Source organism: Lactobacillus huangpiensis (assembly GCF_019972815.1).
Lineage (GTDB): Bacteria > Bacillota > Bacilli > Lactobacillales > Lactobacillaceae > Lactobacillus > Lactobacillus huangpiensis.
This window is the reverse complement of record NZ_BPPA01000001.1, coordinates 285002-298755: the sequence shown is the minus strand read 5'-3', so window position 1 is coordinate 298755 and position 13754 is coordinate 285002. Positions and strand designations below refer to the sequence as shown.

Sequence of the window (13754 nt, the reverse complement as noted above, 5' to 3'; positions counted from 1 at the left end):
TAAGGTATTTAATCAGTATTTTTGAGGTGATTACATGAAATTAAATAAAAAATTCGTTTATGGTTCCATAGCAAGCATTCTTGCTATTAGTCCTATGCTACCCGCAGTAATGCCAAGCAATACAGAAGTAGTAGCTGCTAAGACTGATACTCTCACGTTGAATCATAATTCTTATGTTTATACGGCTCAGGGCAAGCGCACCTATTATAACGGTAAGAAGACTATACGTATGGGCACCACCGTAAACGGTAATGCCAAAACAACTTCGATTAATGGTAAAAGCTACTATCCTTTAACCGGTGGTGCCTACGTTAAGGCGGCTAATGTTGGTGTTGTTAACAAACAGGTACAAGATGGCAACTTGGAGCTCAATTACAATTCTTATGTTTACGATAAGAATGGTAAACGGCTATACAAATTCCGTGGCAGTAAAAAGAATACGCATTTGCGCAAAGGCACCCCTTTGAAATACTCTGGCTCTGTAGAAAAAATTGACCGGAATAGCAAACAGTATTTCCTAGTCAATGATGACAACTATAATCAGTCATGGCTCCCTTATAAAAAAATCGGTGGTAAATATTACTACAATATTGGAGCCGGTGGCTATGTTAATGCGGCCAATATTGGCAACATTGATAACAAGCCCCTTTATGTCGCAGAAGCAACAGTGACAATTAGTCCAAAGGATATTGACTCCAAAGGAGTTCAGATTGGCTTGGGCAAAGAGCAAATCACGGTTAAGCCTTTACAAAAAATAAAAGTTAACCGTGAAACGCTATTTAGGTATGATCCAACCAGTTCACCAAGTTACATTATTAGTGGGACAAAAACTGGCTGGTTTCCTAAATCATACGTACAAAAAGAGCCAAGACAAAGGCTGCTGACTTTTACCGCTGACACCTATGTTCTAATTACTTCTGGAACTGATATTTTTGATGCTAATGGAGACTTACGACCAAATCAGGTTGATAAAGCAGGTCTAACGACCTTTATTGAGGGCGAAAAAATTCCGGTTGATGAATTGTTATACATTTGGTCGAATAAGGACAACAAAGCTGAGCTCTACTATCATTTAGGTGACGTAAATGGCTTTACGCACACCAACTTTGAAGAAAACAATGAAGAACATATGTCATTCATCAAAGCTGCTGACAGTAAATATATTTCTGGTCCATTTTTGAAACCTCTTAATACGGTTGATGAAGCTAAAGCAGATGCGAAAATAGCAACTGCAGCAGATAAAAAAGACCTCCAAAAGGAAATTGATCAGGAAAATGCAGTTCACAATACTGATGGATATAAAGCTTCTGGTTTCAAACTTTATGATGATGCACTAAAAAAGGCCAAAGAAATTAATAGCTCAGATAAGGCAGCAATTTCCGAGGTCAAAGAAGCCACGAGACGTTTACAAATGCAAGGAAAACTAGCATACCTAACTAATTATGAATATTCTGTGTATGGTCTTTCAAGAAAAACAATGCCAGAAAAATATTAGAAACTTACAAAGTTAATTAAAGAAGCAAGAAATTATTAAATGATGTGAACCCTAAAATTAGGACACTTTATTAGCTTTACTGGGGACTAACTGCCGATATTCGATCGGAGTTAGTCCTTTTAGTTTGATTTTAATTCTTTTCTGATTGTAATACTCAATAGTTTCTTACTGCATCTCCCAGCTCGGTGAGATTCTTATACAGCTTTTCAAAGCAATGGAACATTTATTCATGAAAAAAAGTGCTCCTTATAGTCGGATTATTGTCTAACTATTATGGAACACTTCAATTTCGAAGGTCATATCCCTTTTTACTTATTTTTCTCTCTTACTTTACTATGCTTTATTGATAGCTCAAGATCAAGATTGCTTTGATAAATCAATTATTTGATCAAACATTTCTTGCTCTTTTTCTGATATGTGGTGTGCTACTTCGATAACAGTTCCTTTAAACTCACTTAGAATTGTTTGGTGTATTTGCAAAGATAAGTTCTGATCAAGAGATGAAGTTGCTTCATCAGCTAATAGTATTGGTCTTTTTGATACTAATGCTCGTGCAATTTCAACTCGTTGATTTTGACCACCAGATAAATTACTGCCACCCTTCCCAAGCTGGTAGTCCAAGCCCTTTTCGTTTACGAGATCAGTTAAGCTGGCTTGTTCAACAGCATAATTTAAGTCTTCTTCAGATACATGCCGACCTAAAGTAATGTTGTATTTTAAAGTATCATCTAGAATAAAAGGCTTTTGCTGAATAAAGGAGAAGTACTCGTGTAATTTTGCCCAATCACCATTTACTTCAGAATGATTAACTTCATAAGATCCAGAATCAAGTTGTTGAATACCAATTAATACATTCAGTAAAGTTGATTTCCCCCAACCTGATGGAGCTTGCAGGAGAACTTTTTCTCCGGAATCAATTTTTAGATTAACATTGGCAAAAATTTTCTGTTTACCCTGGCTAACTCCAGCATCAGTCAATTGTAATGATTGAAAAGTATCTGAAGCAGTTGCAGTTTTACTGCCCTGCGGCTTTATCAACAAGTCGATTTTTTTGATTTTTTGCAAAATCGGTTTTGCCGTTTTAATATCGTTAACTGAGCCAAAAATACCAACTACAGGATTAATAAAATTATTAGCCAGTTGTGCGATCATCATAAATGTGCCTAAAGTCAGCCGACCGCTAACAATGAAACTAATACCAATGGCAAAAGGAAGGAACATACTGAAAATATATGCTACTATCATAGTCATCTCATTAGACATACCTTTAGTCCAATTGGTTTTGAAAAGAGCCGTTTCCATTAGCTTCGCTGCTTTAATCAGCCTGTTAACCATTGAAAATTGAACATCATAGATGTTAGCCATTTCTGCTCCGGAATGAGTTTCAATAACGGTGTTGGTGTAGTTGCTATTGGATTTTTCCCACTTTTCAGAATTTTTTTCGATCTTAGGGCCAAAAACAGACTGAATAACGGCAGGAGTAAATGAAGCTATTAAAAATACCAGTGCAATAATCCAAGAACTAACAAATGCAGAGACTACAGCTGCCAAAAATTGAATTAAATCAGAAATAATTGAAAGCTCTGCCTCAATACTATTAGTTTCAATTTGCTTGAGGTCATTTGTCATGAATGAACTGTCAATTTCGTTATGGTCAGCATAGTTATTAACTAAATAATTGGCAGATGCACTTTTTAGGTTAAGATTAATTTCTTCTATAATTTTATAATAGAAATACTGATATATAACGCCGACTATTCCAAATATTAGCAGACCACAAACAGCAAAGACAGTCAGATTGATTAAGCTGCCTTGAGGCTTTTGGGCGAAATCAATAAATTTTTGAAAAATGAAGGCAGCAAAAACAACCTGAAGCGATTTCAAAAAAGCAAAAAAAACGTATAAGGCTATTTTCCATGGGTTTGAGTATTTTATAATCATAGTTTTCCCGTCCAATATTTTTTAAATAGCAATTTGTTAGTCTAGTTCATCACTTATAGTATGTATACTCATTTTTAAATTCAATATTGCTCTTAAGCTTGTCCAATAAGCCATGTGAAGAAATTTTTAGCTTAATTATTAAAACTCAGGCTTTAAAATTAATAAAAAATAAATATTAGATAACCAAAATAATAAGGTTTGAATCTTTAAAAGTCAATAAGATAATTTTATTTTCTTTTAATATTTATACTGAACAGTTTCCCGTTAGCACTAATTTTTTCCTTAATCCTATTTTGTAACTGTTAAAAAAACGATTATAAATGGCAACATGCAATCCCTGACTCAGTCCACTTGTGCAAAATTAATTCAGTCATGATATAATTTAATTGTAAAGAAAAGAGGCCTTGCGCTAACAAGACCTCTTTGAAAACAAGCAGCCGCTCTAAAGGCGGTTAACTGAGTAGGAATATAGAAGACTATCCTCGACTTGCTAAAGTATGATTGGGACGGTCTTTTTATTTCTTGTGATTATTGATATAATCTAACAGCACAATAATAAACGTGGCGAATGCCAACATTATTTGTAATGCCTGGTAAACGCTCATTAACTGCTTCTCTTTCTAAAAGATTTCGTGCCATAGGCACCATCTCCTTTCCAGATCAACAGCCAACTGCCCTCAAAACAATTTGCTTGAATTCTAAATTAATTATAACAAATACTGTTTGCATATTGAATAAAAGAAGAGCCAGATAATTAACTAAACGGCTTGGTGTAAACAACTTTCACTCACCTTAAAGAATCAACAGAATAGTTGTTTTCTTCCAGCTGATGAATTAAAAGTTAATAGTATGTTGGCTTTAACGAAACCATTGTAAATACTTTTTACTCTGTTTAATAGATTTCAATTAAGGATTAACTTCTGATATTTAACGAAGTTAGTCCTTTTTGTTTTGTCCTGGTTCTTTTTTGACTGCAAATTTTTTATAACTATCCACTTGCTATTTACAATAAAAACAGAAATTAGCTTTATGATCTGATATAGATTGTGATCTCCAAAATTAGAAGAAGTTTGTATCATCTAAATAGGTTATTTGTTTAATTTTATGTTGGTTTTTAGATTATTTTGACTTTTAATTATTTATATGCCTATAATTTATCTATTAACCACAGGCTAGTTATATTAATGTGTAATTTTATTTGTAAGGATTTACTTATGGCAAATAATCAGAATAACGAAAAAAATGAGAAAACAAAACAATTTTATGAATTTTTAAAATATACAATAGTCTTATTTGCAGTTTTTATTTTAATTAATTTTTTGCTGACAAAATATTTAATAGTCAAATGTTCCGTGTCTGGTATCTCGATGCAACCAACTTTTGAAAGTCAAGAAAGAGTTATAGCTAATCGCAATAGCAAATTGAAACGAAATGAAATTGTTATTTTAAAGGCTCCGGATGAACGTAATTCCTTTTATATAAAAAGAATTATAGGATTACCGGGTGAAACTGTTACTGGAAAAAATAATAAGATTTATGTTAATGGCAAAAAAATAAATCAAGACTATTTAAAACCAGGATTTAAGCTGACGGATAATGAAGATGGCTTTTATGGTACAAAATATTCTTATACTGCTGACTTTTCAATTCGCTCTTTAGCAAGAACAAAAGAATATAAAAGTATTTATTCCCCTTCTCAATTAAAAGAAATGAAAAAAACTAACAAAGTTCCCAAAGGCTCGTATTTTGTAATGGGAGATCATAGGAGCGTTTCAAAAGATAGTCGTTATATAGGAGCAATCCCTAGAAGTAAAATTGAAGGTGTTGTCAAGTATCGCTATTGGCCACTTAACAGAATCAAAGCATATTAAAAAGGATTAAGTTCTACATTTGGACTTAATCCTTTTTACTTTCACCTTTTATAACTCTGCTAATCGTTTTTCATCCAAATGAAACATAATCATACAATAAAGTAATAATATTGCAGTCATAAACACCACCACATAGATGTTAGTCATAATTCCAGGGAGTTCACGTAAGAAATCAGCCGGTGAATAACTTATGAGATATGGCAAATGGATAGTTGCGTTCATTAATAATAAAACTATTTGCAAAACTAAACCTGTACACATGGCAGCAAACTTATTTTTAATCCACAAAGAAGTAACCATTGCGAATACAGCGAACAATCCTCCCCAAAGAGAAGAAAATATAATTGACAAAATAGCGTGGACAAACGGATGGGAATAATAAAGGGAGACAAACATCATAGTAAAATTCCTAGCACCAATATTAATATTAAGTAAGTTATCGGGCTTAATATTAGGTAATATCATAAACCAAGATAAGAAGTTAAACAGTAAAGGAACAGCGATCACAATAAAACCTGTCATAAATGCGATTTCTAGGTATCCTAACAAGATTTGTTTAATGGACTTCTCCATCTTTAATTTATAAAAATAGCCGTTGGTAAAATCTTCTTTTAATAATGTACTGGCAGGTAAACTTGCTATTAAAGGTAACAAGATAAAAAATATAGTAGGTACAAAAGTAAATCCATCTATTGACATCCACATAGTATAAGGTGAGTTTGTCGCAAAAATATATTTAGACACAGAAACAGCACATTGTACAACGCTAATACTTAACCCTATTGCCAATGCCAAAAATAACCATAATTTATTCAAACGTGACCACAAAAATTTCATTTTATTCTCCCTATTCTAGCAGAAGCGAATATTTGACATAGTGCTTCTTAGTTGGTACCAAGAAACTGAAACGTAATTTTTTATTGCGCATGTCATATGAATAACGCGGAATGGTAAAAAATATTGTAAAAGGCTGCTTGCCGTGCGCTAATGCTTTATCAGGATTAATTCTGTGGTGACTTTTGTCATACAACTTTGCCGAGGGATTGCTTGTACCATAAGGATTATTTAGATACATATTTTCTATAAAATTAGGATTGTTCTTTCTCTCGCCATAGAATGGCTTGCCAGTTTGACGTATATTAAATTTGACTTTGGCTTGTACAACATTCTTACTTTTCTTAACTGCAGCTTCATGAATAATAAAGTCAACGTGATAGGCTTTTACCAATTCATTTTTGTGAAAAAGCTGTTCTTTAGTCACACCATACTGCTGAGGATGGGCGTTTACCTGGCGGTAGCGATAAAAGCCCCCACACCCAACTACAATTATTATTACCACGAAGAAGCTCCATAGCAATTTTTTATTTTTCATGATTAATTGTTCCTTCTTGTACATATAGCTTTTGCGTGGCGACTTTGTTCACAAATTCATGATCATGCGAAGCAATAATAAAGGTTGAACCTTTATGGTTATACCCATCAATCAGTCTGATTAATTTACCAATACTTTCATGATCCAGCGCATTGGTGGGTTCATCCAAAACAATTAACGGATAGGCTCCAAGAAAGGCTTGTGCAATTCCTAATTTCTGCTTCATCCCCAGTGAAAATTTCTTAACTTTTTGTTTAGGGAACCTGGTTAAATCAAAGTATTCCAATAAATCATTAATCTGCTTTTCTTGAATAACCGGATCTAATTTTGCCAGCAAATCTAAGTTTTTATAAGCAGTAAATTCTTCTATTAAACTGGGATTTTCAATTAAAATTCCCGCTTTAATTGGATAAGGCTCTTGGACCTTCATCTTCTTACCATTAACTATGACTTCCCCACTGGTATTTATTAAACCTAAAATTGCTTTTAAAATTAACGTTTTACCAGAACCATTTATTCCTTCTAAAACAGTGATACTGCCTTCTGGAATATCTGCACTAACATCATGCAATAGTGGCCGTCTTTTCACTATTTTTCCTACTTCATTTAACTCAATAAAACTCATTTTTTGCTCCTTACTCTACACTAAAGAAATGGTCAATAATCCCATAAACAATCACCATAATCAAAGTTGCCAGCAATAATAATAAAAAGCCAGGGAAATTAAATCTCATAATTATCAAGCAATTCAAAGGATTTACTTGCCACTTTAAAAGAGATGTCATTATCAAAAGTGAAGCTGGAATAATCAGACCCAATGCCGAATTAAACTTTCCAATTGTACCTTGCAAAAGAAGCGTCAGATATATTCCAAAAAAATTGTTTATGAAAAGTAGTGGGATCGCCTGCCAGTCAGTTAAATTAAAAAAAGACAAAGAGGGCAATTTAAATAAAGCCGTAAAAAGCAACATAACTAAAAGTGTAACAAACACATAGACAAAAGCTATTACTCCCATTAATAACATAGTGACAACAGTAAAATTTTTCGGTGGAATTTGTAATCCTCTTAGGTGCATAATGGTAGTTTGCCAAAGCAGTTTAAAGCTATTTAATACAATGAGCAGCGGTATCAAGAAATAGACCAGCCACAAAATAAAATTAAAAGATGCGCCTTGACTGGTATCGGCAAAGAAAAAATTAAATATAGAAGTATGTGAACTGTTAATTAGCTGCGTACTGAGAAAAATAATTGAAAAGCAGATCAAACTTAGCCAGCAAATAAAACGGAAACGAATTATTTGCCATAAATATAGTAATTGATTCCAAAACAGACGTTTCATAAAGACCTTCTTTTTAAGAGTGAGGGTAGCCGCAGCAATATTGATGATTTAATTTGACTATTATAAATAGCCAGTTTTGTTTCTTATTTTTTCATTATCGTTTAATTCTATACATTCATAGTACCATTTTAGTATTATTAAAAATAGTAGAATTAGACTTTTAATAATCCGGTTCACTATAACGGTCAGTAATTAAATAGACAATTAGCATTAATAGGGTTGTAGCTAATAACAACAGAAAATTGTTATTATTGACCCGCAACAACATTAAACTATTGAGCGGATTATATTTCCAAGTGGTGTAAACAGTCATTATAAGCCAACTAAAAGGAATAATTATGCCCAGTGGAGCATTGAAGCGACCGATAGTGGCCTGAATTATCAACAACAGAAATATTCCTAAAAAATTATTAATGACCAGTACTAATAAAGCTGATAATCCGTTAAATTGTAATAGTTTAAAATTTTTTAGCCAGGAAAAATCAGTCACTAAAGCCATAATTCCTTCTGTTAGTACCACATAGATGATGGTGATTAATCCCATTAATCCAATGTTAACTGCAGCGAAACTTAAAGGAGAGTATCTGAGTCCTCGCAATTGCATTCCCCTTGCTTGCCACAATTGTTTAATACCGCTTAAGACTATCAGTAGCGGTACTACAAAATAAACAAACCAAAAAACAGGCAAAATAACTTGGCGTGATTTAACAGCGTTAAAATCAACACCCATGAAAAAAATAGGAACTATAGCAGAATTCGGCATTAATTTCAACATCAGTATTACAAAGCTTATTAAGCCTAACCAAAAAAGAAAGCGCGATTTTATTAGTTGCCACAAAAATAAAAATTGGTCCCAAAATAAATTTACAAGAGATGCTTTTGAGTCTACCGCTTTAGAATGCAATTATTCTCTCCTTATTTGTTTACACTCGCACTAGTCAAAAATGAAAAAGCTTACACTAATGATACCACTTGTTCAGAATTAAAAAAACACTATTAAATTTGACAGTACAACTTTAATAGTGTTTTTATTATATCTAGACATACAAAAGAGCTTCCTATCTATTATTGAGAGCGCTAAAATAACTTTAACTCGTAATACAATAAATTAAGAAAGGAATTTTCATGATTAGAAAATGCCAAGTTGCTGACAGTCCAGCTATTCAAAAAATCAATCAAATTGAACTAGGTTATGATTATCCTGTAGAAAAAACGGCTGCCAACATTAAAAGGCTGCTAAATGATCCTGCGCATCATTATCTCTGGGTCTTTGAAGATGATAATACCAAAAAAGTTGAAGGTTATTTGCATGCAGAAGTTTTTGAAGAAACCTATTTTGACCCCATGTTCAACGTTTTAGCTTTAGCAGTAGATTCTTCTGTGCAAAAGAAAGGCATTGGCAGTCAACTTATGCATACTTTGGAAAAACAGGCTAAAAATTTAGGCATGAAAGAAATCAGGTTAAATTCAGGAGAATCACGTTTAGGTGCTCATAAATTTTACGAAAAACTGGGCTATACCAGCAATAAAATGCAGAAAAGATTTGGTAAAAAGTTGGATTAACAACTTAATAATATAGCACTTTAATTTAAAATATTTTCCAAACAAAAACCCGCCTTATCTACATGATCAAAGACGGGTTTTTATAACATGAATTTTTATTAATTATATTAGCATTTGCGTGATTTCCAAAACCACTGGAACAACTATTACGAATAAAACTGTTGAAGTAGTCACAACGTTGGTAGCGTATTGCACATCCCCGTGCGATTCACCCACTAATATTGGCAAAACTGCCAAAGCAGGAGTAGCTGATTGCACAACTAAGGTTTGTTTAGCTAGACCTGTCAAGGATGGCAGCCAATTTGCACCAACAACAATTAAAATCATCATTAAAGCCGGTACTAAGATAAAGCGGCCAAGCAATGCCCAAATGGTATCGCGGTCAAGGTGGATTGACTTCAAACCGGCATCTGCCAATATAATACCAATATAAATCAATGACATCGGCGTGACGATGCCCCCAACCATGCTTAACACAGCCGTAATCCAACTAGGAATTGGTACTTCAACTAATAAGCAAATTAAGGCAATTAGAAAACCAACTAATGGTGCTGGCAACAATTTTTTCCAGTTGAATTTTTGTTGCTTTCCCTTTTGCTCAGTTGGGTCATCGCTAGAAATGAAGAAGACACCAATTGCCCAGGTAGAAACCGTATTTAACACATAATAAATTAAAAAGTACGGCATACTTTTTTGTCCAAACAGGGCAATATTCAATGGCAATCCAATAAAAATGGTATTGGCATTCGTAATGGCGTTAATAAAAGTACCTCGGCGGCCTTTGCGGATCCGCAGAAGCTTACATAATATCCATGCGAACAAATAACTTAAAGCAAAACAGATAATGGCATAGATCAGACCACCTGTTAAGCCAAATAATTTTTGCCTGTTTAAATATTTTAAGACGGAAACAAAAATTGAAGCTGGTAAAGCAATATTCATAATTAAATAAGAAATATTGCCCTTAAACTGATCGCCTAGTTTGCCACTGGTTCGCAGCCAATACCCTAAAGCAATTACAAGCAACAGTTCAACAACGCTAGTTAATGAAGTAATAAAGGCTTGCATTTATTCTCACTCCTGCTCATCTTTATATTCAGGCGCCCAGCGAAGTGCAGCCACTGCCTTGTCACCATCTTGAAAATCATTTTGGTTGAGGTGATCGGCAATTGCCTTGTTAGCCACAGCTTTTGCTACAGTTTGAGAAAAGACATTTAGTTTTTCAACTGGTGGCAAAACTGCTGCACCTGGTTTACTTGAATCAACAATGCCGCCAAGTGAGTGGGCCGCTACACTAATCATTTCATCACTTAAAATCTTGGCATTAACTGCCAGAGCGCCAAGACCAAGTCCCGGATAAACCAAAGCATTGTTGGCTTGTCCGATTTCATACTTAGTGCCGTCATAATCAACTGGATCAGCAGGAATACCAGTAGCTACTAAAGCCTTGCCTTTAGTCCAATGAATTAAATCTTCTGCTTTTGCCTCCGCTAATTGAGTTGGGTTTGACAATGGGAAAATAATTGGACGTTCGGTATGGGTTGCCATTTCCGTCACAATATCCTGAGTGAAAGCACCTGAGCGAGTTGATGTTCCCACTAAAATATCAGGATGAACTGCTTGTACAACACTCTTTAAATCTTTAAGCTGGTCAGCATTGCTAAATTCAGAACGTTTTCTGACAAATGGTTTCTGAGCAGGTGTTAGTTCAGGCGTATCTTCAAAAAGCAGACCTTGTTTATCTACTAAGTAAAAATGCCTGCGCGCTTCTTCAGGTTGTAAGCCTGCTTGCAGCATCTCGGCATAGACTTGCTCAACGATTCCTGTACCAGCTGTTCCGGCACCAAAACAGACATACTTTTGGTCTGTTAATTTCTGACCACTAATCTTCAATGCTCCGAGAATTCCGGCCAAAACAATGACACCGGTACCTTGAATATCATCATTAAAGGTTAAAATATGATCACGATAATGTTTTAAAATATTATCAGCATTATCTCGGCCAAAATCTTCAAAATGTAAATATAGTCCCGGAAATAATTTTTCTACAGTTTGCACAAAGCGATCAACAAATTGATAATATGGTTCACCATTTACGCGACGCTGATGATTGCCTAAGTAGAGCGAATCATTAAGTAATTTGTCATTATTAGTGCCAACATCTAGCACTACTGGCAATACACACGCTGGGTCAACACCAGCTGCAGCAGTATAAACCATCAACTTGCCAACAGAAATGTCAACTCCCTGTGTACCCCAGTCACCAATTCCTAAAATTTCTTCACCGTCAGTAACCACTATTAGTTTTATATCACGGCCATCAGCCGCATTTTTTAAACTATCTTCGATTTGATCAGGTTCATTAATTGACAAAAATGCGGCATATTGCGGATTTACAAACAAATGACTGTAATTTTCGATAGTCTCAGCTATCGTCGGGTCATACACAATCGGCATAAATTCGGTAACATGCTCACTGAAGACCTTAAAAAACAGCACCCGATTAGTATTAAAAACGGTCATCAAAAAAATGCGCTTTTCCAAATTAGTTGATTTTTCCTGATACTGCAGGTAAACTTCCCGCGCCTGCTCTTCTAATGACTGCACCTTAGGAGGTAACATCCCTGCCAGCTGATACTTTTCTCGCTGCTCTTCTGTAAAAGCAGTACCTTTGTTTAAAAATGGGTCATTCAACCTATCTTGTCCTGTTTTAGCCATTTTTTCACTCTCCGTCTATTTAATTATTATTAGCACGTACTATATGATTAGACTATAACCAGCATGTAAAAAGTGCAATAAATTAAGCTTATATTAACAGCATATAGTATATAATATGTGCTTAAATATAGTTTATATTAAAAATTGTGCAAATAAAAAACCAGTTCAAGTTAATGAATTGGTTTTTTATTCTATATAATAATTAATAAGCTGCTTTATGCCTGGTAGCGTGACTCACCATTTAAATAAGTTTCACTTAAAGTCATGTCAGGGTTTAATACTAAGAAATCGGCATCTTTATCAGGTGCGATTGAACCACATTTATCGAGTACGTGCGCACTCTTAGCCGGAACATAAGAAGCCATCATAACAGCTTCTTCAGGAGTAGCAACGTTCCAGTCAACAACATTCTTGACTGCAGTCTTTAATTGCAAAATACTGCCGGCTAAATTATTGCCACCTTTCAAACGAGCCATGCCCTCTTTAACATAAACAGGCAATTCACCTAACATATAGTCACCGTCAGGCATCATGCCAGCTTCCATACAATCTGTGATTAAACAAATGTGTTCGGCACCTTTAAGCTGAACCAATGCCCGCACCATTTCTTTTTGAACATGGTGACCGTCACAGATCAATTCATCTGTTACATTATGCAGAGCCATCGCAGCGTTAGAAATTGATGTATCATGGTGTGAAGGATCAGGCATTCCGTTAAAAGTATGAGTAAACATTGTTGCACCAGCTTCAACACCGGCTTTAGCTTCTTCAAAGTCAGCACTCGAGTGCCCCAAAGAAACAACTACACCCTCTTTAACAGCAGCACGGATAAATTCCCGGGCACCTTTTCTCTCAGGCGCAAGAGATATTTTATTCAGCAGCCCTTTAGATTCTTCACGCCACTCATTAAATTGATTAATATCAGGATCAATCAAATATTTAGGGTTTTCTGCACCAGCATGTTCTGCAGTAAAGTATGGTCCTTCAAAATGCAACCCTTGAATTTTAGCACCAGTTTCTTCACCTTTATGGGCGCCAAACATCTGGCAAATTTTGCTTAATGTATCTGCACCAGCAGTATAAGTCGTTGGCAGCCAGCTGGTAACGCCAGACCGTAAAAAGCCTTCTGACAGACGGTTGATTCCCGCCCAATCACTTTTCATCACGTCTTCTTTTAGTGAACCGTGTACATGTGTGTCAACCAGTCCTGGTGCAATCCATTTGCCTTTATAGTCTACTATTTTGCCTTCAGGTTTTTGATCTTCAGTATAGTAAAAGCCAAATTTGCCGTCATCTTGAACTTCTAGGTAACCACCTTGTTCTGTCACATTTTCAAGAAAGAATTTATCTGCATGAATATAATAAGTCATAATATTTTTGCCTTTCTTTTTAAAATAAAACTCGTATTTATAGCTTAATTTTAGCTTAATCAACTGGTATTTACCAGTTCAATT

13 protein-coding genes and 1 pseudogene are annotated in these 13754 nt (G+C 34.8%); 3 read left to right on the top strand and 11 right to left on the bottom strand.

Features of this window, described 5'->3' with window-relative positions:
• Positions 1–34 precede the first annotated feature (34 nt).
• Positions 35–1495 (top strand): SLAP domain-containing protein, encoded by a 1461-nt coding sequence (locus LDM90_RS01385; RefSeq protein WP_223896277.1) that lies wholly within the window; start codon positions 35–37, stop codon positions 1493–1495.
• 57 nt (positions 1496–1552) lie between these two features.
• On the opposite strand, the pseudogene LDM90_RS01380 reads toward LDM90_RS01385, so the two are convergent.
• The 3 genes and pseudogenes from LDM90_RS01380 to LDM90_RS09470 all read right to left on the bottom strand — a co-directional run.
• A pseudogene (locus LDM90_RS01380) lies at positions 1553–1694 on the bottom strand (IS3 family transposase); the annotation flags it as partial.
• Between the two features lie 158 nt (positions 1695–1852).
• Positions 1853–3436: an ATP-binding cassette domain-containing protein gene (locus LDM90_RS01375; RefSeq protein ID WP_223896276.1), complete on the bottom strand. Its 1584-nt coding sequence runs from the start codon at positions 3434–3436 to the stop codon at positions 1853–1855.
• 515 nt (positions 3437–3951) lie between these two features.
• The gene (locus LDM90_RS09470) at positions 3952–4014 is read right to left on the bottom strand and encodes a putative holin-like toxin (RefSeq protein WP_366125402.1); all 63 of its coding nucleotides are present in this window, start codon (positions 4012–4014) and stop codon (positions 3952–3954) included.
• Between the two features lie 636 nt (positions 4015–4650).
• On the opposite strand from LDM90_RS09470, the gene lepB reads away from it, so the two are divergent.
• On the top strand, positions 4651–5307 hold the full coding sequence (gene lepB / locus LDM90_RS01365; RefSeq protein ID WP_223896275.1) for a signal peptidase I: 657 nt from the start codon (positions 4651–4653) through the stop codon (positions 5305–5307).
• 48 nt (positions 5308–5355) lie between these two features.
• Here the strand turns inward: lepB and LDM90_RS01360 are convergent, their stop codons facing one another.
• The 5 genes from LDM90_RS01360 to LDM90_RS01340 all read right to left on the bottom strand — a co-directional run bounded on the left by LDM90_RS01360 (position 5356) and on the right by LDM90_RS01340 (position 8782).
• Positions 5356–6144 carry a hypothetical protein gene (locus LDM90_RS01360; protein WP_223896274.1) on the bottom strand — a complete coding sequence of 263 codons (789 nt, stop codon included), beginning with the start codon at positions 6142–6144 and terminating at the stop codon, positions 5356–5358.
• Positions 6145–6154: 10 nt separating this feature from the next.
• A complete protein-coding gene (locus LDM90_RS01355; RefSeq protein ID WP_223896273.1) occupies positions 6155–6679 on the bottom strand; it encodes a hypothetical protein in 525 nt (174 codons plus the stop codon).
• A complete protein-coding gene (locus LDM90_RS01350) occupies positions 6669–7304 on the bottom strand; it encodes an ATP-binding cassette domain-containing protein (protein ID WP_223896272.1) in 636 nt (211 codons plus the stop codon). Before LDM90_RS01350 ends, LDM90_RS01355 begins: the two co-directional genes overlap by 11 nt.
• Before the next feature lie 10 nt (positions 7305–7314).
• Entirely contained in the window at positions 7315–8019 is a 705-nt protein-coding gene (locus LDM90_RS01345) for a hypothetical protein (RefSeq protein ID WP_223896271.1), read from the bottom strand.
• A 160-nt stretch (positions 8020–8179) separates the two neighbouring features.
• A complete protein-coding gene (locus tag LDM90_RS01340; protein WP_223896270.1) occupies positions 8180–8782 on the bottom strand; it encodes a rhodopsin in 603 nt (200 codons plus the stop codon).
• Between the two features lie 362 nt (positions 8783–9144).
• On the opposite strand from LDM90_RS01340, the gene LDM90_RS01335 reads away from it, so the two are divergent.
• Positions 9145–9582 (top strand): GNAT family N-acetyltransferase, encoded by a 438-nt coding sequence (locus LDM90_RS01335; protein WP_223896269.1) that lies wholly within the window; start codon positions 9145–9147, stop codon positions 9580–9582.
• Positions 9583–9684: 102 nt separating this feature from the next.
• Here the strand turns inward: LDM90_RS01335 and LDM90_RS01330 are convergent, their stop codons facing one another.
• From LDM90_RS01330 to nagA, 3 genes are all read right to left on the bottom strand, one after another.
• The gene (locus LDM90_RS01330) at positions 9685–10650 is read right to left on the bottom strand and encodes an AEC family transporter (RefSeq protein ID WP_045928716.1); all 966 of its coding nucleotides are present in this window, start codon (positions 10648–10650) and stop codon (positions 9685–9687) included.
• A 6-nt stretch (positions 10651–10656) separates the two neighbouring features.
• Complete coding sequence (locus LDM90_RS01325) at positions 10657–12300, bottom strand: malolactic enzyme (protein WP_198212528.1); 1644 nt, start codon at positions 12298–12300, stop codon at positions 10657–10659.
• A 215-nt stretch (positions 12301–12515) separates the two neighbouring features.
• Positions 12516–13670 (bottom strand): N-acetylglucosamine-6-phosphate deacetylase, encoded by a 1155-nt coding sequence (nagA, locus tag LDM90_RS01320; RefSeq protein WP_034981109.1) that lies wholly within the window; start codon positions 13668–13670, stop codon positions 12516–12518.
• Positions 13671–13754 lie beyond the last annotated feature (84 nt).